Below are 18,652 nucleotides of genomic sequence, written 5' to 3'. Positions count from 1 at the left end.
CTGGAATTACGTTTTTTAAACCATAGTTGCGAGGAGAGACCAAGATGCCAAAATTTATGAAAATGCTCATTGTCGCTGCGGCCGTCATCGCGTTCGGCGCCGGCATGGCTCAGGCCCGTGATCAGGTCAAGATCGTCGGTTCGTCCACCGTGTACCCGTTTTCCAGCTATGTTGCTGAAGAACTGGGCGCCACCACCAAATTCAAGTCCCCGGTCGTCGAGTCCACCGGTTCCGGCGGCGGTCACAAGCTGTTCGGCAACGGTGACGGTCTGGATACCCCGGATATCACCAACTCCTCCCGCCGCATGAAGCCCAGCGAGTTCGAGCGTGACCAGAAGGCCGGTATCACCGAGATCACCGAGGCCCTCATCGGCTATGACGGCATCGCCATTGCCCAGAACGGTGCCAATCCCGATTTCTCCGTTACCAAGGACGAACTGGCCATGGCCGTGTCCGCCGATGTTCCCGTGAACGGCAAGCTGGTCAAGAACCCTTACAAGACCTGGAACCAGATCAATCCGGCCCTGCCCAAGCGCAATATTCTCATCTACGGTCCCCCGACCTCTTCCGGTACCCGCGACGCCTTTGCCGAGATGGTGCTGGGCAAGTTCGCCAAGAAGCACAAGGACCTGTACAACGCCATCGCCCCCAAGGGTAAGGCCGACAAGTACGAGGCCGTGCGTGAGGACGGCGTGTATGTGCCCGCCGGTGAAAACGACAACCTCATTGTCCAGAAGCTGACCAAGGACAAGGACGCCTTCGGTATCTTCGGCTACTCCTACCTTGAGGAGAACTCCGACCGCATCAAGGGTGCCAAGATCGACGGCGTGTACCCGGAACCCAATACCATCGCTTCCGGCGAATACCCGATCTCCCGTTCCCTGTACTTCTACATCAAGAAGTCCCACCTGGATAAGGTGCCCGGCATGCGCGAGTACATCGAGCTCTTCATGTCCGACAAGATGATCGGTTCCCGTGGCCTGCTCAAGCGCATCGGCCTGATCCCGCTGGCCGACGAGCTGCGCGCCAAGGTTCAGAAGGACGTGCTGGCCTACAAGAACCTGACCCTGGATGATCTTAAGTAAGCAGTAAACCACGCACGAAGGAGACCGGTCCGTGCGGCCGGTCTCTTTCGGCGTTTATTCTACGGGGAAAACTTTGGATACAGGTACCGTTTTTCTCTACCTCTTCTGCGGCGTGTTGCCGCTGGCGGTAATTGCCTACTTTCTGGCCACACGCAAAACCTTCTCCTTTACGGGGGAGCAGATGCGCGCCACACCTGGAAGCTATGGCTGGTACGCCGTGATTTGTACGCTCTCCCCGGCCTTGCTCGGCTCCCTGGTGGCGGCCTTGTTGCAGGCGACCGGGGTTGCGGAGGTGCCGGGCGGAGCCCTTGTCGCCGCCGCCATCATCCTTGCGGCCGCCGGCCTTTCGGTGGGCGTGGCCACGGTAAAGCCGAGCTTGCGGGCCCGGCAGGTTGTAGAGAAACTTATCGTCAAGTTGCTTTTCGTCGCCTCGTTGGTGTCCATCTTCACCACCCTTGGCATCGTGCTTTCGGTCACATTCGAAGCCATCAAGTTTTTCGACATGGTCAGTCTGTGGGACTTTCTGACAGGCACGACCTGGAATCCCGACGAGGCGGTTCCCGGCAGGGGCACCTCGGGTGTGTTCGGCTCCGTGCCGCTGTTTGCCGGTACGTTCATGGTCACGGCCATCGCCATGCTGGTCGCCGTGCCCGTCGGCCTGTTCTCGGCCATCTGCATGGCCGAGTACGCCACGCCCACTTTCCGCAAGGTGGCCAAACCGGCCCTGGAGATCCTGGCGGGTATTCCCACCGTCGTGTACGGCTTTTTCGCGGCCATTACCGTCAGCCCGTTGGTGGTCAACATTGCCGAATATTTCGGATTGCAGGCCGACTTTACCAACGCGCTTTCCCCCGGACTGGTCATGGGCGTGATGATTATTCCGCTCATTTCCTCGCTCTCGGACGACGTCATCAACTCCGTGCCCAGCTCCCTGCGCGAGGGAGCACTGGCCATGGGGGCTTACAGGTCCGAGACCATCAAGACCGTTATCCTGCCCGCGGCACTGCCCGGTATTGTTTCGGCCTTCCTGCTGGCCGTCTCCCGCGCGGTGGGCGAAACCATGATCGTGGTCATGGCCGCCGGTCTGCGCGCCAACCTCAGCTGGAATCCGCTGGAAGGCATGACCACGGTCACCGTGCGCATAGTGGACGCCTTTACCGGCGATCAGGCCTTCGACAGTCCCGAGACCCTGTCCGCCTTCGGCCTCGGGCTCGTGCTCCTCGTCGTCACCCTGGCCCTCAATGTCATTTCGCTGGTGGTTATCCGCCGGTTTAGGCAACAGTACGAATAGGCGGTCGTCATGCAGATACCTATCGATCACAAATACCTGAAGCGGCGCGAGCGTAAGGACAAGCGGTTCATCGCATTCTCCTATGCCGCCATCCTGCTTGCCGGTGCGTTTCTGGTTTTCTTCTTTCTGGATATCGTCAAGTCCGCCTGGCCCGCATTCGAGCAGGCCGAGCTGCGGGTGGAGGTCAACTACACCGACCAGGCAAGAAAAATGGGCGACTACGCCCTGGATGAGGATATGAGCTATCTGGTCAGCCGTGGTTTTACCAGGCTCATTCCCAACAGGATAAAAGCGGACCCGTCGTTGCTCGGCACCACCGAGGACAAATGGGTTCTGGCCGATTCCGAGGTGGACCAGTACCTGAAGGGCAAGCCCAACCGGCTGCACAAGGCCGAACGGCAGTTGGTGGACACGCTGCGAGCCGAGGGCAGGGCCAGGCTGGCCTTCAATACCGGATTTTTCCTCAACGGCGATTCCAAGTTGCCCGAAATGGCGGGTATATGGTCCGCCGCCGTCGGCTCCTTTTACGTGCTTCTCATCACCCTGGTCTTCAGCTTCCCGCTGGGCGTGGCCACGGCGATTTACCTTGAGGAGTTCGCGCCGGACAACAGGCTGATGCAGCTCATCGAGGTCAACATCAATAACCTTGCGGCCATTCCGTCCATCCTGTTCGGTCTGCTCGGCCTGTCCATCTTCATCAACTTCATGGGCGTGCCGCGTTCCAGCGCCATGGTCGGCGGTCTGACCCTCTCGCTCATGACCCTGCCGGTCATCATCATCTCGACACGCGCGGCCATTCTGGCCATTCCGGACTCCATCCGGGAGGGCGCGCTCGCCCTGGGTGCCACGCGCTGGCAGATGGTCGTGACCAACATCCTGCCCCTCTCGCTGCCCGGCATCCTGACCGGCACCATCATCGGTCTGGCCCGCGCCATAGGTGAGACCGCGCCGCTGATGATCGTCGGCATGATGGCCTATATCCCGGAAGCGCCCGACGGATTCACCTCCGCCGCAACAGTCCTGCCCGCCCAGATTTATACATGGTCGTCGGACTCCATGCGCGCCTTCACCGAGCGCACCAGCGCTGGCATCATCGTCCTGCTGGCGGTCATGCTGGTGATGAACGGTGCGGCCATCTACCTGCGCAACAAGTATGAGACGAAGTGGTAGAATAATCAGATTCGACTGAATTGTAGAGAAGCCCTGGACCGTATGGTTCGGGGCTTCTCTATTTTTTGCTCCCCGCCTGGGTGGGACATAGGGCTTGATCCGGGCGATTATTCAGGAAAAGGGCATATGATTTGGCGGAAGCCGGTCACGGTTCAATGTCTGGCAATCCCCCATGGACGGTGGCGCCGGTAAGGAGGCCGTGATAGAGAGTCGCTTCGTCAGGCAGAGATTCTCTCCAGACGAAGCAATAATCGCTCATGTAAAAAAACAGGGAAATAAGTTTGAACGACAAACATATCCAGCGCATCTCGCAAGAACTGGCGCTCTCCGACAAGCATGTAAAAGCCGTGGCATCTCTCATCGACGAGGGGGCCACGGTTCCTTTCATTTCCCGCTATCGCAAGGAAGCCACGGGCAGCATGGACGAAGTGGCCGTCGGCAAAGTCCGTGACCGGCTCATCGAGTTGGCCGAGCTGGATAAGCGCCGCGACTCCATCCTTTCTTCTCTGGCCGAACGTGATCTTCTCACCGATGAACTGAAAACCGCCATTGAGAACGCCAAGGACAAGACCCTCCTTGAGGACCTTTACCTCCCGTACCGGCCCAAGCGCCAGACGCGCGCGAGTATCGCCAGGGAACGCGGCCTGGAGCCATTGGCAAAGCTGATTTTCAAGCAGCAGGGCGTCAATCCCGAATTGGAAGCGAAAAAATTTATCAACGCCGACAAGGATGTCCCCGACATTGAGATCGCCCTTGCCGGTGCACGAGACATCATTGCCGAAGACGTCAGCGAGCAATCCAAGATACGGGGAGCCCTCCGCATTCTGTTCGTAAAGCGGGGGCGTTTCAAATCCTCGGTCATCAAGAAGATGATGGAAGAAGGGCAGAAGTTCCGGGATTGGTTCGAGTGGGACGAGCCGCTCGTGCGTGTTCCGGGGCATCGGGCTTTGGCCATGTTCAGGGGAGAGAACGAAAAGGTTCTCCGGCTCTCCTTGCGACCTGCCGATGAGGAAGGCGTGGACCTGCTGATCCGGGAACTGGTCCACGGTTCCGGCCCTGACGCCCGGGAGGTCAAGCTGGCGCTTGAGGACAGTTACAAACGACTGCTTCGTCCTTCGATCGAAAACGAGGTCCGTGCAGAAATCAAGAAGCGGGCGGATGCCGAAGCCATTGGCGTATTCGCCTCGAACTTGCGCGAGTTGTTGCTGGCGGCGCCGCTTGGCCAGAAGCGTGTACTGGCGCTTGATCCCGGTTTCCGAACCGGTGCCAAGCTGACCGTCCTCGACGCACAGGGCGCGCTTCAGGATCACACCACGATTTATCCGACCGGCTCAAAGAAGCAGCAGGCCGACGCGGCGCACATACTCCGCAATCTTTGCTCGCGGTATGATGTCGAAGCCATAGCCATAGGCAACGGCACGGCAGGCCGCGAGACCGAGGCCTTCGTGCGCGAGCTTGGCCTTGGTATTCCCGTCGTCCTGGTCAACGAGTCCGGGGCCTCCATCTATTCGGCCTCGGAAGTGGCCCGGCGTGAGTTCCCGGACCTTGACCTTACTGTGCGCGGCTCTGTTTCCATCGGCCGCAGGCTCATGGACCCGCTGGCTGAACTGGTCAAGATTGATCCCAAATCGATCGGGGTGGGACAGTATCAGCACGACGTGGATCAGGCCGCGTTGAAGAAGGAGCTTGATGACGTGGTGGAGCGGTGCGTCAATTCTGTGGGCATCGACCTGAACACGGCCAGCGCCGAACTGCTCACCCATGTTTCCGGCCTCGGGCCTGTCTTGGCCGAGAACATCGTGGGGTATCGGGACGAGAACGGATCGTTTTCTTCACGGCGCGAGCTGCTCAAGGTGGCTCGGCTTGGCCCCAAAGCCTTTGAGCAGGCCGCAGGATTCCTGCGCGTCAAAGGCAAGGAGATTCTCGATAACAGTGCCGTCCACCCCGAGCGATATGCCTTGGTGAAAAAGATGGCCAAGGACGCGGGATGCTCTGTTGCCGAACTGGTTGCGGATGAGGACGCCCGGGCTCGCGTGGACATCAAATCGTATGTTTCGGATGATGTAGGCCTGCCGACCCTCCGGGACATCATGAATGAACTAGCCAAGCCCGGTCGTGATCCTCGGGCGGAGTTCAGCGTGTTTTCCTTTGCCGAAGGGGTGAACGACATTAAGGATCTTCACGAGGGCATGAAGCTGCCCGGCATCGTCACCAACGTCACCAAGTTCGGCGCCTTCGTTGATATCGGTGTCCACCAGGACGGCCTGGTACACATCAGCCAGCTCTCGGACAGCTTTGTCCGCGACCCTTCCGACGTCGTGGCCGCAGGCAAAGAGGTAGAAGTAACGGTACTCAGCGTAGATGTTCAAAGACGGCGCATTGGGCTGAGCATGAAAAACGGATAATCCCGTCGTTGGATAAGTAGTGAAGTTCGTGCGCAGGCTGGCCTGGGGCACAATCTGTTGTTTTAAAAGGAAAGAGGCAGCCTAAAGGCTGCCTCTTTTTGTTGGAGAATTTGTTAAAAATTTGATCGTACCCGTCTTCATCTGTGGCCGATGAATTCTTAGGCCTTGCGAGAGGTGGATGGACATATGTGATAGAGTGATTCGTTTGTGCTTGATTTGTCCACTGGACGGATGGGCATACCCACAGGTCCATCAGCCCGTTTTCGCCCTGCAGACAATAGGTTGACCTACGTCAGCATAAAATCCTATATGCCGACTTACATTTACGCGACAATCAGCGAGGCAACAATGAGCTACAGGGACAAAGCGCTAGTAGCGGACATGATCCGGCCCAAACTGGGCGAGTATGCCGACGGTCCAGTCGAGCTGGAACTCAAGCCCAGAGAGAACCACTACCATTTCCTCAAGAACGGAAAACCCGTCCACTTGGTCGTCTACCCCAAAAACAACGGCCTCTTCACCTTACAAGCAGCCGGAAAGAACCAAGACCTTGCGAACGAAGCGGCAGAGTACGTTATTGAACATGCCTCGTCCGTAAAAATGAAGAACTTCTCTTTGACCCTTCACGATTACACAAAAGACAAACTCGAAACCTTGGTTGCCTACCTCACAGAGGAATGCAGCGCCACAACGGATGATCCTGTTGAGATTCCGCACGGATTGTCCCTCAAGGTGAAGGGGAAGCAAGGGGATGTACTTACATTCACTCTCTACAAGAAGGGGACCCTGCTCATCCAAGGCCGCCCTGTCGTCCTTGCCCTAGATGTCGTTCAGTTCTTGGCAGAGGACGACGCAATTTCTCAAGACGATGTCTTGAAGCACTTAGGCACGATTTTCTCCACGCCCACATCTGCCGCCGAAGCTACCAAGCAGTTGACGAATGAGTATCCACATGCTTATGCCTACGCGGGTGAAAATTTGACCAAACTCCTTGGTACGGCCATCAGCATGCGCGGCCTACCGATGGAAGTCGATGACTACTCGGTGATCTCTTACCCTGCGTTACGCGCACTTGAGGCGTTCATGCGGAAATCTGTCCTGAACGCATGCGGAGAATATTGGAGAGAGTTCGACCAATTTCACAAGACATGCCAATCACCGTTAACCTACAAGCTCAACGCGGACGCGAAAGTAAGGATAGGTTGCGATACTACTTGCTGTTTACTGGAGGAATGTTACTCTTACTACAATCCGAACCGACATGGAACATTTCATGCTAGCGGAGTCGATGCGGAGATAAGAACTATCGGAGATAGAACAGAGGCTGTTCTCATCTCCTCAAACTGTCTCGATTTAATTAACAACTACAGTGAGTTATTACTTGAAAAATGATGAAACTCTACAGAATGAGAAAAACTGACCAACCCGAATATGGGTATGTCATTTTTTCCGCTTCTCACCTCAGCCCATTTGAACAGTTGGGGCAACTTGAAACTGAACTGGCCCAAAAGGGTTATGAAGGGCCAGTACTCATTGACTTGTTGCTAACCACGGGCAACCGAACATCTCGTTTCCATGAGACCTCATTCAATGGGAAGTCTCTTGCTCTAAACTCTTTGCAACCCGCTCGGCACATCCGCGAAGAATTATCCAAGTTTATCAAGGGCTTCTACCTCAAGCATATCAGCAAGCTTGACACCTCCATCCTCACAAAGCCAACTTGCTACAAGCTTCGCAAGGGACTTGAGGTCTAGTTCAACTCCACACACGCCCCCTCCGGTTTCCTCCTGCTCGTCCACCATCGGTCCATCCTCTGGTAAAATATCCTCGAAGAATTCGATCTGTTGTCGGAAAACAATACGCGATGGCGTTGGCGGCTTCATGGATGCCGTGGTTCTCAACCGGGATTCTTGTTCTGGAACCGAATTCACGCTAACTTTCCGAGTACAAGATGCGGATACAAAGCACGGGCACAAGTCTCGCGAACCGTCCTTGTATTTCAACATGTTAAGCAGCAGTTTGTATGGAGGCGATTTTCCCCTGGCCTCCACCTGTTAGCCCTTGTATTTCGACTTTTTGAGGTTGGTGAGGTCGACTTCAATCTTCACCTTTACCATCAACTCCTCGTGCCTGATCTTTTCCGTGTAGTGGCTGGCGTAGTAGTCGCCCGACATCGACTGTAGGCGATTTCCCAAGCTGCTGGCGTGGCCTGCGGTCTCCTCGATCATTTCTACGGGCACACGGGCCTGCTTCGCTGCATTAATGAAGGTGTTGCGGAAGCTATGGAATTCCTTCCTGAGTCCGGCCCTCGGCGGTTGGAGATCGAGCTTCTTCTTGAACCTGTCATTGAACCACTGCGACACGGCCTTGCCGTATTTGCCCTGCCTCGGCTTGATCTCTGGGAAGACTCTGTCGTGTCCGGCCTTGTGCACTCGTTCGGCGAAGGCGGGGAAGTTTCGTTTCGGGGGTGAATCTGTAGCAGAAAAAGTAGTTGCCACCGTGTTGAAAGAGAAAGGACATTTTAAGGGGCTGTACCAGATAACCCAGAGGGGGTATCTGGTACAGCCCCTTAAAAAAGGCAACTGGATCGGAAAGGATGGAGTCAAGTTCAAAGAGGAATTTCTCAATTCTCCATAAGCTCAGGAAAACGCATTTGATGCATATAAGCGCGCTCAATGGAAAGATATCAAGCACAGAAAGCTTGATGTTTATATAGGTAAAACGGTAGGAGGTATAAAAATTACCGCCTCGGGCCTCCTCGCCGGTGCGCACTTGAGGGGAGTGAACGGCGGCATCAAAAAATATCTTGAATCAAATGGACAGGACGATCCTCATGACGCTAATGGCACCCATGTCTCGGAGTATCTGCGTAAATTTCAAGGGTATGACATCCCATACGTTCATGAATGAAGAAGATGAAGTATGCCGGGAGATAACGGTTCCGTGCAGGTGTCTCCCGGCACTATTGCACCCCATGTCTTGTCTCCTTTTAGCTATTTGTATTTTCGCAATCTGTGGGTCGGCTGATGCATCGGGAGACTTCAAGAAAATCAGCCGTAAAGAATTAGATAAAATAACCACGTACTATGACCAGGATCTCAACGATATTGCGCAAACCTACATCAACAAGCACCCCGATATTTACGTCCTTGAGTATGACATTGACGGCGATGGGAAAGACGAACTTCTGATCACCATTGGTCACTCCGTCTATTGCGGCACCGGAGGATGCTGTGTCGATATTTTTAAAAAGACGCCGCAAGGATGGAAATTACTTGATCTAGGATACCCTTCTATGCACCGCATCCCCCAGAAGACAGGGACAAGCACAAATGGGATGCCTGATTATGTGTTTGATGACAACCTATGGAAATATGATGGGGAAAAATACCAATGGAATCGAAAGGTCAAGATGGGAGAATTTGGCATTACCAGCCCAAGTAAACCCCTGCCCCAACTGAGAGGGCAAACCAAGTGATTTTGGTGGAATTTCGGGGAAATCATCAATTTGCAGCCCCTAAATATCCATAAAATAACAAAAAGAAGAATACGAAAAGAGAGCCGCCAGCTTTATGCCAGCGGCACTTTATCCTTAAATGGCGGAAGCGTACAGGAGTCGAACCTGCCCGTGACATCACTGCCACACATTGGTTTTGAAGACCATTCGGTGTGGTTGTCCTCAATTTACATCGTTTAACATTGTTTCAATTATTGCAGGGTCTAAAGTGCGTTGACTTGCCCTCTATTACCACTTATTAACTTAGCTGGTGTTGGGGATAGTGTTGGGGATGCTGTTGGGGACAATGGCAAAACACGAAGGTAGTCATGCCTAAGCAAAAACGAAACAAGACGAAATATCCAGGTGTATACTTCATAGAAAGTGCTCAAGGCTCTTCTGGGCGCTTGGAGCGTGTTTACTACATCATGTATCGCAGAAACGGTAAGCTGATCGAAGAGAAGGCTGGCCGACAAAAGCGAGATGACATGACCCCAGCAAAGGCCGCAAAGCTGAGAGCTTTGAGGATCGATGGAGATCAAAGCTCTAACAAAGAGCAACGAGTAGAGAAGCAAGGTCAGTGGACAATTGAAATGCTCTGGAAAGAGTATCGCAATCAAAGAAAGGATCTCAAAGGGCTGCTTCCCGACAAAAGTCGCTACAAGTGTTATCTGAAATCGGCCGTAGGATCTAAGGCACCCGCCGATCTAGTAACTCTGGATATTGACCGGATCCGAATCAGACTTCTTAAAAGCAAATCTCCTCAGACCGTCAAACTAGTTTTGGCTCTTCTCAAACGAATCATCAATTTTGGGGTAAAAAAAGGTCTCTGTCCTATTCCAGACCCTTCTCGTCTTCATATTGAAATGCCCAAAGTGGATAACGTTAGAACAGAGGATCTTGATGCTGACCAACTGAAGGCTTTGATGAAGGCCATAGATGCGGATTCCAATCGCCAAGTAGCTAACATGATGAAGTTGGCTTTGTTTACTGGGATGCGCCGCGGCGAATTGTTTCGGCTGAAATGGGATCATGTCAATTTCAAACGCAACTTCATATATATTGAGAATCCCAAAGGCGGAAAGAGTCAGAGCATTCCGTTGAATGGCGTTGCCAAGAGTTTGCTAGAGAGCCATGAACGGCTTAACAGCCCATACGTTTTCCCTGGGCAAAGTGGGAACCAGAGGACAGATGCTCGCGGCCCAGTTTGTCGCATAAAGAAGAGGGCAAAACTTCCTGCTGATTTTCGTCCGCTTCATGGGTTGCGTCACGTATACGCCTCAATGTTAGCTAGTTCTGGTGAGGTGGACATGTACACCCTTCAGAAATTGCTAACTCATAAGAGTCCTCAAATGACTCAGCGGTATGCACATCTTCGCGATGAAGCTTTGCAGAAAGCATCAAATGTAGCTGGCGATATGTTCCATGATATCGCCAAGGAAGAGGATGAGCAGAATAAAGTCATTCAGATTCGTTCAAGTCAGGAATAAGGAAGATGACACTAATAGAAAACGACCTTGCCAGGCCTTGCTCCTATAAAGATGAAGCTAAGGACGCCCACTACTTGTGGTATCAGTGCCTTTTGAGGAATGAGCATTATCTCGGTGGAGTTCATTTGCTCTCGTTAATCAAGGGAGGAAACACTGATTATGACAAGTACCGAAGTGAGGCCGATAGGTTAGACGACAAGTTCTTTTTGCTTTTCCATTTAAATGAGCAACCAAGACCTGGTCCCTGTTCAACTGATTCGAATGTGTACAGGTATGCGCTATCCGCAATTGAATGGTTTTCAATTCCATTGGAAGGATTTGATAATGTCTGGCCAGAACTCGGAGCCATTTCTCACTTCCCTTTTCAGCCTATCGAAAAAGTCGAAAAGATAATGAAGGTGGAAAGTAAAAGGTTGGCTCTGCGCAACGATTTGAATGAAACGTCCATATATCGAGACCAGTTTGTTTCTGAATTAGAAGCAGGATGCCGAACAAGGTTTTGGCAAAGCAGATTGAACATTTCCATAGATCCATATGCTTTGCCCCTTAAAGATATGGTCAAACAAATAAGGGCTGAAATTAAAGAGTTTAGGGAGGATGAGGAGGTTGTTTTGCGCAACAGATGGAAAAACTGTTGCCGAAAAGTAAAGCCTAACCTCATAGACCGCTTGATCGGTGTGTATGATTTAAAGCAGATGGGTAAAACAGAAAATGAGATACTGACAGGGCGCTTCAACAAGATTAATCGTTTTACTGGTGAAGTGTTGAATCATTATGTGGGCGCTGGCAGAGACCCTAAAAGCGATACCACCCGTAGGCAATTATACAAAGATTATGAGAACGCTCAGGTGCTGATTTTCAATGCCTCCAATGGAGTTTTTCCATACTACCCCGAGAAGTTTAGGGAAACTATCTTATGTTAAATTGGGTGCCCTTTTTTGCAGAGTAAAAAAAGGGCACTTACGCTTCATACCCAAAGGCCTTTAAGCCTCCAGTAGATAACAAAACTACTGGAGGTTTTTTAATGTCAAATAAAGGGAATAGAAAGTTGATCGACGAGCATGAAGCCGCAAGACTTCTTTGCATCAGTGTCTCAAAGATCCGGACAGACAGGCAGAATGGAATTGGTCTGCCTTACGTCAAGAATGGTAGATCCGTCCGTTACGACATCAAAGACATTGATGAATTCATTGAAAATCAAAAAGTGACTCCTCCTCAAACGTATTAGTCACCCCTTCCCCCTGATTCACTGAACAGAGCCGAACCTGAAAAACTGAGCCTTGAATAGGAGTCACCAATGAAAAACAATCTCACCTTTGAAACTCATCTTGAATATGGTGCAAAATTTCAACTTTGCTTTGATTTCATAATCCACTTCAGAGTGCTGCTAGGCGATGTCTACGGCATTAACCACCCCGTTACCCGTCTGAGCAAGAAGGCCTATGAAGCGCTTTGGGAAATGAAGGATGGTCTGGACAATCTGGTCATATCTGAAAATCGCGAACTACCTATGGCAGATCTGGACGGCGTCTATCGCTGTGCGAAATCCAGAATGAGCATTTCAGACCCTCTTCACCTTCTGAACGCACAGGATAAGTAGGCGGCTTACTTATGGGGGAGCATCGCAAGACGGCTGAAGAAGCTGCAAAGCTAACTAAAGCCAGGATTCAGGAGTCTCAAAAGAAGTATGGCCGGGATCAGGGGCAAAAAACAGTCAGCTTCTCCTCCATTGAACGATTGAGGATGTTGGCTGAGAATGAACGAGGGGACGGAAGGCTTGTAACAAAAGCCCTCAAGGGAAAGTTCTGCCTGGATAAGCAGAGAAGCCAGATGTTTTACTTTAACGAGCATTGGCACGAAGACCTCCTTGAACAGTTCTTTCAAGCGGCAAACCAAGCTGCCGTTGGCCAATACCATGAAGAGATTGGTGTCCAGCGAAGGATCAGTAACGACCCTAATCGATCCCAGGAAGACACCAAAGCTGCCATCGAAAAAGAGGGCAAGTTAAGAAAGCGGATAGACAGTCTTAACAGCGCAACTCGTATGCGGAACGTAATCAATTGGGCTTGTAAAGGGCAAGATTCTTTAGCAATTACAGGCGATGAATGGAATCAGGATCCGTATGCACTTCAGACTAAAAATGCATTGATAAATCTGAGGACTGGAGAAGCTCGCCCTGGGCGCCCAGAGGATTATATCAACAAGGCCTGTCCCATTGAGTGGAAGGGGCCTGACCAAGAAGCGCCAACCTGGGTGGAAGCTTTTAATGAGATATTCACTACAAAGGAAACGGCTCACTATTTCCATAAAGTTCTTGGCGCCTCTTTGATAGGCAAACCTCTTCAAGAGTTCTTTATTCTTTGGGGAGAAGGTGCCAACGGAAAATCCACACTACTTGAGACTGCTAAGAAAATTATGGGGCCTCTCTCTGGTGCTGTGTCCGCTGAAATGATTGTGGGATATCGTCCGAAAGTTGGTGGGGCTGACCCAGAGTTACTAGACCTCCAAGGGAAAAGGCTGGTTTGGACCTCAGAAACGAAAGACGGGGCGAAGCTCAACGTTGAGACCATCAAGCAATTTACCGGAAACGATACCCTGAAGGGCCGCTACAACTACTCCAATGCTATCGTGGAGTTTCGGCCTCAGTTCAGCATTTTTCTCCTGACAAACAATAAGCCAGTGATCCATTCAGTTGATTATGGAACTTGGCGGAGAGTTCGTCTCATCCCCTTCGCTTATCGGTTTGTAGATGAGCCTTCAGCGGAAGATGAAAAAGCCAAAATCTCGGACCTTGAAGATAGGATTGAAGAAGAATTGCCCGGGATCCTCGCGTGGTTAGTCCAGGGGTGCCTCCTCTATCAGCAGGAAGGCCTCAAGCCGCCGAATGAGATATTGGTTGCAACACAAGAATACCAAACTCAAGAAGATATGCTTCAGCAGTTCGTTGAAGAACGATGCGTCCCTGGCGGCCTTGTTAGGGCGGGAGCTTTCCGAGAAGCCTACCAAAAGTGGGTCAAAGATGAGCATGGTCAATCAACAAAGGTCCCAGGCTCTGCAAAGCTCAAAGCGGCAATGATTGCCAAAGGCTATAAGCACTCCTCTGAAGGGCGTCATTCAACATTCTCAGGGCTTTCTCTTCGCGAAGGGGGATCACTGTGATTAGCTGCTCTACCTGTACGCCAACACACCAGGTGTCTGCTGCCCTGAAAGCCGCAATAAAACAAAGTGTTAGACCTTCTGAATTTACAGTGGTTGCAGATATGCAGATATGCTTTGGAAAGATTTTCAATCTCTACTGTTACATCTTATTATTTACAGTTTACTTATTGTTCATACTTTATCTGCAATACCTGCATTTAGAAGAGAAAAGAGAAGGCAACTCTCTTAAATATAAGACTTTGTTTTCTTGGAACGATGTCTGTGTGTCCACAAAGCCGAAGCGTGGCAAGCTGCTTGATATCACTGAAAAATATCCCCAGTCAGTCTTTTGCAGGGATATGCAGGTTTTGCGGATTCATCCATCTTTTGGCGGTTGTGAGGTTGGGAAATGACAATCCTCGACCTTTATCAATCTCTAGGGCTGGTCTCAAAATCAAAAACGTCAAAGGAGTATTGCGGTCCATGTCCTCATTGTGGTGGTGAAGATCGCTTCACCCTATTCCTTGAACAGGGGAAAGATGGCCTTGGGCGTTTTTGGTGTCGGCAATGCTCAGTATCCGGGGATAGGATCCAGTTTTTACGGGAATTCAAGGGGCTGAGCTATCCAGAAGCTTGTAGGGAGTTGAATTTGGATAGTGCCAGATCAGCACTTGATCCTCCAACAACGCCCAAGCGTTCATCTGAGCATCCAACCAGGGCTTGGAAACCCAAAAACAACCAAAGCCCTCCTGCGGTTTGGCAAAGCCAGACTATGAAGCTGATTCAATGGGCTGCAAGTAGTCTTCAATCGTTTCCAGGGATAATCCAGTGGCTTCAAGAAGCCCGGGGCTTGTCGTTTGAAACGATCAAAAAGGCCAGGTTGGGCTGGTGTCCAAAGACCTACTACCGCCACAGATCCACTTGGGGATTACCTCCCGAAATTAAGAAGAACGGCAAAGCCAAGAGGATACGAATTCCACATGGACTGGTTATTCCGATCCCTGCTTCGACAGGGCATATAGCCAGAGTGAAGTTTAGGTGCGCTGAGGGAGAACCGAAGTATTTTCCTTTGCCAACGGTCCCCACGAATACAGCACCTCTCATACTTCAATCTGAAGCAAAGCCCTGGGTTGTAGTGGAAAGTGAACTAGATGCACTGCTTCTCTACCAAGAGGCTGGATCCATCGTGAACGTGATGGCTCTCGGGAGCGTGTCTTACCCCCCTGACCTGGAGGCTAGTAAGCTGCTGAAGGCTGCGCCAATAATACTGGTTTGCTTGGATTATGACGAGGCTGGTCAGAAAAGGACCTATCAGTGGTGGAAGTCTCATTTTCCAAACTCAATGGCATGGCCAGTTCCTAAGGGCAAAGATATTTGTGACGCTTGGTTGGCAGGATATCCGCTTGATGGTTGGATTTATGAAGGACTTCCAGGGTGCAGGAGAGGGCTTGAGCGGCCTTCATCCCCCACCCCCGAAATCCCTACAAAACAAAACCTGAGTCCCTGGCATGAATTGCAAGACCTCCTCGTTGAATACGCTAGTGACGGTTTCAGAATTGTTGGTGATGGGCTGGGTGGCTTCTATCCGATTTATCCCGAATCATGGTCCATGGGTATGAGGGACAAAGTGTTTTCTCTATTCATTCAGTCCCTTAATCAGGTGCAACTATTTGCAAAGGATTGGCCAAAAGAAAGAGGAAGCTATGGGCAGTGACACCTTGTTTAGTAGACGTGGCACATATGGTGTCGCCGGAGAAGGAGTTTCCGTTTTTCCGTCCGATTTTCAATTTTTCGTGTGGGCAAGAACCGCGGCCGCAAGCACCCTTGTAGTTAAAGCATCTAGGAAGGACCCGCGGATTGTCCGCATATAATCATGTTTTGCCCTGACTTCCTCAATTGGGGGGAGGGGAAAGCAACAATGAAAGCCAGGAGGTAACATGGCTGATGGCATTACTACTATTCCAAATGACCTCGGTGAGTGGGCGAGTGTAAAGGAAACTGTTCACGAACTGTTGTTCCCTTTGCACACCTTCACCGGAACGTTGGAGCGGGAGGACGACAATCTATTGGTAAACAACATCCAAGGCGTTTATGAAACTCTACTTGAAAAGCTAGAGAAGGATCTGGTGGGACTATTTGATGTCGTAGAAAAGGAAGTTGGCATTGTTGGAGCTACTCGCCCTGAACAAGGTGACCCCAAAGCGTTCCTCATACCATTGGGCAAAACGATGTTAGCCACTGAAGATGTTGAAGAGGGCTTCCGAGTATTGAGATTGGCACCAAGGACTATGGAGTAGAAACGGGTTCATCCGAATATTGCGTACTTCAATTCATGAGTCCCACAATACTGAACTCAAATAATGACCTACTAGGGAGCGACTTCACCAATTGCAAAAGACACTATCGTCTAGCTCTGGCCGGTTCGTATTGTATATAAATCCGCCGATTAGCAAAGTCGCAATAAATAAACCGATGCCAACAATCTCACTTAGGAACGGAACTATGTCGCTTGCTATGGATTTTGCGAAAAGTCCCACAAGAAAGGAACAAGTAACCAAAACCGCTCCATACAGTTTACCATTCATCTTATGGAAAGCTTTATGCTCTGCAATGACAAGAACTGCTTTTTGGGCCATATCCGCCAATTCCGTATCGGTAAAACTTCGGTAAGTGATGCTGTCCATATCCTCAATAACAAAACGTAGCCACTTGCCATTGTAGGGATATAAATTCCAACGATTTTGTTGGTTGAATTCATGAAGGTGACTGACGAACTCTTTGTAATCAGTTGGGTATTCATCAAAAAATATATAACCACGCTCAGTGCACCAAGATTCATAAACTGGAATAACAAGCTCGTCGTAAATCTCTTGAACGTTCATTGTTCCTCCTGTTTTGCCGTCCTATATAGCACATGTCTTGAGTCTTGAGTATGTCTCTCTTCTGATTAGGTGAAGCCCTTGGCAAAGGGCGTATCTCGTGAAATTTGTACAATACGTTAATGCACAGAGTCGTGGGCACCCACAGGTCCAAGTACGCTTTATTCGGATGAACCAAAAGAAGGGCCACACTAAATGTGTGGCCCGAAATGTTTTAATGCAGAGTGTGGCTTGTAGCGCCTGAGGATTAGCCTTGTCGCTATTTTGAGGCAGAATCTGACACTGGGTGTAATGGCGGATATAAAAAGCGCTCCTGCAAAAAGCCCCACAACGACCTGTGCGTCATCCGGCACGTATTGATCTATTGGAAGAAGGGCCAGCGTAACAAGCGCCAGGACAAAAAGAACGAATACCCAAAGCCCTGTTGCCGATAATAAGTAACCAGCCCATCCAGGAAGTGGTGGCTTGAAGGGCGGGAGTTGAGAGTCGGTCATATACACTCCATCACTGGCGGTTCAAACCAAGGATTAGCGTCCTCACGAAATCATCTTGACTCATAGACAGCCGCTCGTCCAATTCCAACTTGGATCTTGAACTATTGGGGCGCATAATCTTTAGGTCAATCTGGCCTGGTACACGCGGAACAAAAGCCAACAGTTTGAACTCTGGATTCTTCCTATTTGTATTGTCTTTGGTTTCCGTCCCAATTCCTTTTGAGCGCCACTTTTCGATATGATCGGCAAGATTCTCTGGCTTGGCTTCCCACGTTTGAGTTTCCACCTTAGCTGGCGCTGCTGCATATCCAGAGGCAACTTGAATTGCCACTTCAATCTCCTCTAAAGCGGATCCCCACTTAACACCAGACTGGCGGGCAATTGCGTGTCATAGACTAAGCAACCTTCTGTGAAATTGAACTCACTGCCTTGAGTCCAATAAGGCTTTGGTTTGATTTTCTTTTCAGGAGGGAGAGTTTTGTTTATCTTTTTCTCCTCCTCTGTGAGCTTCAAAGTTATTTTGACATCAAGCGCCTCACAGAAACAAGCAGGAGTATGAAATACCCACCCTGCGCCATGCCCGTTCATAGGCTTATCAGCGCTAACAGCATGAAACCCTGGGAAGAAATCAAAACCTCTTTCAAAGCGTCCGTACACAATCTCAGGTGTTATGGACTCCATAAACCCTATGGCCACCAGCCTTTTGTGGTTACTCATGCAGACACCCCTTCACCAAGCATCCTGGCAAGCCGCGCCTTTTCATTCCTTACTTGCTTTTGGAGCCGTTTTTTTTCAGCTTCCAACTTTTTCAAGCGTTCTCTGAAATCTGTGACAAGCTCATCCACGCCGGACTCTTTGATCCACTTCATGGCTTTGGCCCACTTGTCCAGAGGAAAACCGCCATCCTCCATCTCAGGATCGTAGACAGAACCATCTCCATCAATGAGTGCAAGTTTATGTTTGCAGAGTTGGCCATGGATCCCCGCAGGGCAATCGCAAATTACACTAAGACCGTCCTTCATTTCAAATTCGACTAAGTATCCACCGTTCCCAGAGCTACTAACTACATGAAAGCCGATTCTACCTGCTTTGCTCATAAACCCTACTTTTTGAGTGTGTATTATGTGTTTTGATAGTCTTTGCTTTACCAGTTTTTTCTACTATGCACATAGAGACATTTTTGCAATCCTACTCTTTCAAATTA

The 18,652-nt window shown here is 50.7% G+C and carries 21 protein-coding genes; 15 read left to right on the top strand and 6 right to left on the bottom strand.

Annotated elements, in window-relative coordinates:
• Positions 1–44: 44 nt before the first annotated feature.
• The 6 genes from ACI0FG_RS13025 (at position 45) to ACI0FG_RS13000 (ending at position 7,705) form a co-directional block, all read left to right on the top strand.
• Complete coding sequence (locus ACI0FG_RS13025) at positions 45–1,085, top strand: PstS family phosphate ABC transporter substrate-binding protein (RefSeq protein ID WP_419785429.1); 1,041 nt, start codon at positions 45–47, stop codon at positions 1,083–1,085.
• A gap of 73 nt (positions 1,086–1,158) precedes the next feature.
• Complete coding sequence (pstC, locus tag ACI0FG_RS13020; protein ID WP_419785428.1) at positions 1,159–2,376, top strand: phosphate ABC transporter permease subunit PstC; 1,218 nt, start codon at positions 1,159–1,161, stop codon at positions 2,374–2,376.
• A gap of 9 nt (positions 2,377–2,385) precedes the next feature.
• Positions 2,386–3,546 (top strand): phosphate ABC transporter permease PstA, encoded by a 1,161-nt coding sequence (gene pstA, locus ACI0FG_RS13015; protein WP_419785427.1) that lies wholly within the window; start codon positions 2,386–2,388, stop codon positions 3,544–3,546.
• 281 nt (positions 3,547–3,827) lie between these two features.
• Complete coding sequence (locus ACI0FG_RS13010) at positions 3,828–5,951, top strand: Tex family protein (protein ID WP_419785426.1); 2,124 nt, start codon at positions 3,828–3,830, stop codon at positions 5,949–5,951.
• 348 nt (positions 5,952–6,299) lie between these two features.
• Positions 6,300–7,343 carry a type II toxin-antitoxin system RnlA family toxin gene (locus tag ACI0FG_RS13005; RefSeq protein WP_419785425.1) on the top strand — a complete coding sequence of 348 codons (1,044 nt, stop codon included), beginning with the start codon at positions 6,300–6,302 and terminating at the stop codon, positions 7,341–7,343.
• Complete coding sequence (locus tag ACI0FG_RS13000; RefSeq protein ID WP_419785424.1) at positions 7,340–7,705, top strand: type II toxin-antitoxin system RnlB family antitoxin; 366 nt, start codon at positions 7,340–7,342, stop codon at positions 7,703–7,705. The genes ACI0FG_RS13005 and ACI0FG_RS13000 overlap by 4 nt, the downstream gene beginning before the upstream one ends.
• On the opposite strand, the gene ACI0FG_RS12995 is transcribed toward ACI0FG_RS13000, so the two are convergent.
• On the bottom strand, positions 7,598–7,882 hold the full coding sequence (locus ACI0FG_RS12995; protein ID WP_419788419.1) for a hypothetical protein: 285 nt from the start codon (positions 7,880–7,882) through the stop codon (positions 7,598–7,600). The two genes, ACI0FG_RS13000 and ACI0FG_RS12995, sit on opposite strands and share 108 nt — an antisense overlap.
• A gap of 123 nt (positions 7,883–8,005) precedes the next feature.
• Entirely contained in the window at positions 8,006–8,383 is a 378-nt protein-coding gene (locus ACI0FG_RS12990; protein WP_419785423.1) for a hypothetical protein, read from the bottom strand.
• 470 nt (positions 8,384–8,853) lie between these two features.
• Here ACI0FG_RS12990 and ACI0FG_RS12985 point away from each other — a divergent pair, with 470 nt between their 5' ends.
• The 9 genes from ACI0FG_RS12985 (at position 8,854) to ACI0FG_RS12945 (ending at position 16,372) form a co-directional block, all read left to right on the top strand.
• The gene (locus ACI0FG_RS12985; RefSeq protein WP_419785422.1) at positions 8,854–9,429 is read left to right on the top strand and encodes a hypothetical protein; all 576 of its coding nucleotides are present in this window, start codon (positions 8,854–8,856) and stop codon (positions 9,427–9,429) included.
• A gap of 347 nt (positions 9,430–9,776) precedes the next feature.
• Positions 9,777–10,937: a tyrosine-type recombinase/integrase gene (locus ACI0FG_RS12980; RefSeq protein WP_419785421.1), complete on the top strand. Its 1,161-nt coding sequence runs from the start codon at positions 9,777–9,779 to the stop codon at positions 10,935–10,937.
• Positions 10,938–10,942: 5 nt separating this feature from the next.
• Positions 10,943–11,860, top strand: a complete 918-nt coding sequence (locus ACI0FG_RS12975) for a hypothetical protein (protein ID WP_419785420.1) — start codon at positions 10,943–10,945, stop codon at positions 11,858–11,860.
• A 101-nt stretch (positions 11,861–11,961) separates the two neighbouring features.
• The gene (locus tag ACI0FG_RS12970) at positions 11,962–12,165 is read left to right on the top strand and encodes a helix-turn-helix transcriptional regulator (protein WP_419785419.1); all 204 of its coding nucleotides are present in this window, start codon (positions 11,962–11,964) and stop codon (positions 12,163–12,165) included.
• 69 nt (positions 12,166–12,234) lie between these two features.
• Entirely contained in the window at positions 12,235–12,537 is a 303-nt protein-coding gene (locus ACI0FG_RS12965) for a hypothetical protein (protein WP_419785418.1), read from the top strand.
• Between the two features lie 11 nt (positions 12,538–12,548).
• The gene (locus tag ACI0FG_RS12960; RefSeq protein WP_419785417.1) at positions 12,549–14,096 is read left to right on the top strand and encodes a DNA primase family protein; all 1,548 of its coding nucleotides are present in this window, start codon (positions 12,549–12,551) and stop codon (positions 14,094–14,096) included.
• Positions 14,093–14,488, top strand: a complete 396-nt coding sequence (locus ACI0FG_RS12955; protein ID WP_419785416.1) for a hypothetical protein — start codon at positions 14,093–14,095, stop codon at positions 14,486–14,488. The genes ACI0FG_RS12960 and ACI0FG_RS12955 overlap by 4 nt, the downstream gene beginning before the upstream one ends.
• The gene (locus tag ACI0FG_RS12950) at positions 14,485–15,789 is read left to right on the top strand and encodes a primase-helicase zinc-binding domain-containing protein (protein WP_419785415.1); all 1,305 of its coding nucleotides are present in this window, start codon (positions 14,485–14,487) and stop codon (positions 15,787–15,789) included. Before ACI0FG_RS12955 ends, ACI0FG_RS12950 begins: the two co-directional genes overlap by 4 nt.
• A gap of 223 nt (positions 15,790–16,012) precedes the next feature.
• Positions 16,013–16,372: a hypothetical protein gene (locus tag ACI0FG_RS12945; RefSeq protein WP_419785414.1), complete on the top strand. Its 360-nt coding sequence runs from the start codon at positions 16,013–16,015 to the stop codon at positions 16,370–16,372.
• Between the two features lie 84 nt (positions 16,373–16,456).
• Here ACI0FG_RS12945 and ACI0FG_RS12940 read toward each other — a convergent pair whose 3' ends face one another.
• The 4 genes from ACI0FG_RS12940 to ACI0FG_RS12925 all read right to left on the bottom strand — a co-directional run bounded on the left by ACI0FG_RS12940 (position 16,457) and on the right by ACI0FG_RS12925 (position 18,545).
• On the bottom strand, positions 16,457–16,957 hold the full coding sequence (locus tag ACI0FG_RS12940) for a hypothetical protein (protein ID WP_419785413.1): 501 nt from the start codon (positions 16,955–16,957) through the stop codon (positions 16,457–16,459).
• Between the two features lie 501 nt (positions 16,958–17,458).
• On the bottom strand, positions 17,459–17,779 hold the full coding sequence (locus ACI0FG_RS12935; RefSeq protein WP_419785412.1) for a hypothetical protein: 321 nt from the start codon (positions 17,777–17,779) through the stop codon (positions 17,459–17,461).
• A gap of 11 nt (positions 17,780–17,790) precedes the next feature.
• A complete protein-coding gene (locus tag ACI0FG_RS12930; RefSeq protein WP_419785411.1) occupies positions 17,791–18,165 on the bottom strand; it encodes a hypothetical protein in 375 nt (124 codons plus the stop codon).
• Positions 18,162–18,545, bottom strand: a complete 384-nt coding sequence (locus ACI0FG_RS12925) for a hypothetical protein (RefSeq protein ID WP_419785410.1) — start codon at positions 18,543–18,545, stop codon at positions 18,162–18,164. The genes ACI0FG_RS12930 and ACI0FG_RS12925 overlap by 4 nt, the downstream gene beginning before the upstream one ends.
• Positions 18,546–18,652 lie beyond the last annotated feature (107 nt).

Origin of the sequence: Pseudodesulfovibrio sp. 7M6 (assembly GCF_050058625.1) — a bacterium.
GTDB lineage: Bacteria > Desulfobacterota > Desulfovibrionia > Desulfovibrionales > Desulfovibrionaceae > Pseudodesulfovibrio > Pseudodesulfovibrio salinus.
The sequence above is the reverse complement of the archived record's forward strand: the minus strand, read 5'-3'. Positions and strand labels throughout refer to the sequence as shown.

Excerpts from the sequence above, each read along its gene's own strand:
- ACI0FG_RS13025 (WP_419785429.1), top strand. The coding sequence starts at position 45 with ATGCCAAAATTTATGAAAATGCTCATTGTCGCTGCGGCCGTCATCGCG.
- pstA (WP_419785427.1), top strand. The coding sequence starts at position 2,386 with ATGCAGATACCTATCGATCACAAATACCTGAAGCGGCGCGAGCGTAAG.
- ACI0FG_RS13005 (WP_419785425.1), top strand. The coding sequence starts at position 6,300 with ATGAGCTACAGGGACAAAGCGCTAGTAGCGGACATGATCCGGCCCAAA.
- ACI0FG_RS13000 (WP_419785424.1), top strand. The coding sequence starts at position 7,340 with ATGATGAAACTCTACAGAATGAGAAAAACTGACCAACCCGAATATGGG.
- ACI0FG_RS12985 (WP_419785422.1), top strand. The coding sequence starts at position 8,854 with ATGAATGAAGAAGATGAAGTATGCCGGGAGATAACGGTTCCGTGCAGG.
- ACI0FG_RS12980 (WP_419785421.1), top strand. The coding sequence starts at position 9,777 with ATGCCTAAGCAAAAACGAAACAAGACGAAATATCCAGGTGTATACTTC.
- ACI0FG_RS12975 (WP_419785420.1), top strand. The coding sequence starts at position 10,943 with ATGACACTAATAGAAAACGACCTTGCCAGGCCTTGCTCCTATAAAGAT.
- ACI0FG_RS12970 (WP_419785419.1), top strand. The coding sequence starts at position 11,962 with ATGTCAAATAAAGGGAATAGAAAGTTGATCGACGAGCATGAAGCCGCA.
- ACI0FG_RS12965 (WP_419785418.1), top strand. The coding sequence starts at position 12,235 with ATGAAAAACAATCTCACCTTTGAAACTCATCTTGAATATGGTGCAAAA.
- ACI0FG_RS12960 (WP_419785417.1), top strand. The coding sequence starts at position 12,549 with ATGGGGGAGCATCGCAAGACGGCTGAAGAAGCTGCAAAGCTAACTAAA.
- ACI0FG_RS12950 (WP_419785415.1), top strand. The coding sequence starts at position 14,485 with ATGACAATCCTCGACCTTTATCAATCTCTAGGGCTGGTCTCAAAATCA.
- ACI0FG_RS12945 (WP_419785414.1), top strand. The coding sequence starts at position 16,013 with ATGGCTGATGGCATTACTACTATTCCAAATGACCTCGGTGAGTGGGCG.
- ACI0FG_RS12940 (WP_419785413.1), bottom strand. The coding sequence starts at position 16,957 with ATGAACGTTCAAGAGATTTACGACGAGCTTGTTATTCCAGTTTATGAA.
- ACI0FG_RS12930 (WP_419785411.1), bottom strand. The coding sequence starts at position 18,165 with ATGAGTAACCACAAAAGGCTGGTGGCCATAGGGTTTATGGAGTCCATA.
- ACI0FG_RS12925 (WP_419785410.1), bottom strand. The coding sequence starts at position 18,545 with ATGAGCAAAGCAGGTAGAATCGGCTTTCATGTAGTTAGTAGCTCTGGG.